3 protein-coding genes are annotated in these 2,398 nt (G+C 60.1%); all 3 read right to left on the bottom strand.

Translation table 11 applies throughout. The features are described 5' to 3' along the window. On the bottom strand, positions 1-885 hold an 885-nt coding region (benC, locus tag AC1DH9_RS27380), incomplete at its 3' end, for a benzoate 1,2-dioxygenase electron transfer component BenC (protein ID WP_477809157.1). A 10-nt stretch (positions 886-895) separates the two neighbouring features. Beyond that, complete coding sequence (gene benB / locus AC1DH9_RS27375) at positions 896-1,384, bottom strand: benzoate 1,2-dioxygenase small subunit (protein WP_427537570.1); 489 nt, start codon at positions 1,382-1,384, stop codon at positions 896-898. After that, positions 1,381-2,398 (bottom strand): SRPBCC family protein (locus AC1DH9_RS27370; RefSeq protein ID WP_477809156.1); only part of this gene is annotated, 1,018 nt, incomplete at its 5' end. The genes AC1DH9_RS27370 and benB, both read right to left, overlap by 4 nt.

Raw genomic sequence — 2,398 nt, 5'->3', positions numbered from 1 at the left:
GTTCAAGTGTTTGGGTTCGATGTGCTGGGTCACATAGCCCTTGAGCGGGTGTGCGCTTTGCGGGTTGGCTACGCAGCAGCTGAAACTGAAGTTCGGGATCCGCGCGGCCAAGGCTTGCAGCCGGTCCAGCTCCACCAGGTCAAAATCATTGGTCACGCCGTAGATCAAGTGCAACGGATACTCACTGCCCTGCTCGGCAATTTTTTCCAGCATGGCGGTGAACGGCGCCAGCCCCGTGCCGCCGGCCAGCAACAGCAACGGACGCTGAATGTCGCGCAGGTAAAAGCTGCCCAACGGCCCGGCCAGGCTCATGCTGTCACCGGCCTTGGCGATACCGGTGAGAAAGCTGCTCATCAACCCGCCTGGCACATTGCGTATCAGGAAGCTGACTTCACCGTCACGTTGCAACGAACTGAACGAATAGGCGCGGGTCTGTTCGCTGCCGGGAATACCTAGGTTGACGTATTGCCCCGGCAGGAACGTCAGTTTGCTCAGGGCATCACCCTTGATCGACAGCGCAATCGTGCTGTCGGACAGCTGACGCACCTGGCTGATGGCCGCGCTGTAGTGGGCCTTTTGCGTGCGGCAGACGTCCGAGGACACCGGCACGCGCACCACGCAGTCGCTGAGGGCGCGCATCTGGCAGGTCAGCACAAAGCCTTTTTCGGCCTCGTCACTGCTCAGGGCGTCTTCGATGTACTCCTCGCCCAGATCGTAACGCCCGGCCTCGGCGAAGCATTTGCAGGTGCCGCAGGCGCCGTCGCGGCAGTCCAGCGGGATGTTGATGCCCTGGCGATACGCGGCGTCAGCCACGGTTTCGCCGGGATTCGCGTCAACGAAACGGGTGACGCCGTCTTCAAAATTGAGTGCGATGGAATGAGTCATGACGGCTGCCTCACAGGTGATAGACATCGATGACCTGACGAACGTAATCGTTCTTCAGGATCACTTTCTTGGCCTTGATCAGCGGGCTGTCGCCACGCACGTCGAGGGTGTAGAAGCTGCTGCCGAAATAGCTGTCGACGGTCTTGTAGCGAAAGCTCAGGGTGTGCCAGTTGCAACGCACCTTGCACAGCCCGTCGACCTGTTCGAGCAGCTCGATGTTGCTGATGTTGTGCGAAGTCCGGGTGTCCGGCACGCTGGCACTGGAACGCTCGGTCTTGATCCGGAAGATGCGGTCTTCCAGGCCCGTGCGGTTGCCGTACCAGATCAGCGAGATTTCCCGTTGTGGGTCCTCGGTCAACTCGTCGTTGTCGTCCCAGGACGGCATCCAGAAGGACGCATCGGCGGCATACAGCTCCAGCCAGTTGTCCCATTCCTTGTCATCGAGGTAGCGCGCTTCGCGGTAGAGAAAATCGCGCACGGCGTCGTAAGTGATGCTCATGACAGCGCCTCCACCTTGATCAATTCCGACTGCTCTTCGCTCAATGCCTTGAGCATGGTTTCCTGCCAATACTTGTGTTGCAGCACGAACAGGCCTTCGTCTTCAGTGCGCACACCGCTGAGCAACGGGTGCAGGTCGATCTCCTTGGCTGCTTCATCGGCACCTTCAACCCAGTGCTCGGCACCACGGGACATGTCGTTCCAGGTGGTGACGCTGCCCTGATAGCCGGTCTGGCAGGAGCGGAATTCTTCGAGGTCGTCCGGAGTGGCCATGCCGCTGACGTTGAAAAAGTCTTCGTACTGACGAATCCGGCTCGAACGTGCGCTGTCGCTTTCGCCTTTGGGCGCGATGCAGTAAATGGTGATTTCAGTGCGATTGACCGAGATCGGCCGGGCGATGCGGATCTGTGAACTGAACTGGTCCATCAGRTACACGTTGGGGTACAGGCAGAGGTTGCGCGAGTTCTCGATCATCCAGTCGGCCCGGGCCTGGCCAAAGTCCTTGGCCAGTTCGTCGCGGCGCTCGTACAACGGCCGGTCTTCCGGGTTCGACCAACGGGTCCAGAGCAGCATGTGAYCCTTGTCGAAGGAGTAGAAACCGCCGCCCTGCTTGGCCCAGGTGCCGGCGCTCATGGTCGGGTTCTCGTCACCGCATTCGCGCTGCTTGCGCTGGTTCTGGGTGGCGGCATAGTTCCAGTGCACGGAACTGACGTGATAGCCGTCGGCGCCATTTTCGGCGGTGAGTTTCCAGTTGCCTTCGTAGATGTAGCTGGATGAACCACGCAGTACTTCAAGGCCATCGGCGGATTGATCGACGATCATGTCGATGATCTTCGCCGACTCGCCCAGGTGCTCGACCAACGGCACCACATCGGCCTTGAGGCTGCCGAACAGAAAGCCACGATAGGACTCGAAGCGCGCGACTTTGGTCAGGTCGTGGGAGCCTTCGCAGTTGAAGCTCGCCGGATAGCCGGCCGCCGCCGGGTCCTTGACCTTGAGCAGCTTGCCGGAGTTG

This window comes from Pseudomonas sp. 05T35, assembly GCF_056396605.1.
This window is presented reverse-complemented; position numbering and strand designations above follow the sequence as displayed.

Coding starts and splice junctions, on each gene's coding strand:
- benB (WP_427537570.1), bottom strand. CDS start 1,384: ATGAGCATCACTTACGACGCCGTGCGCGATTTTCTCTACCGCGAAGCG.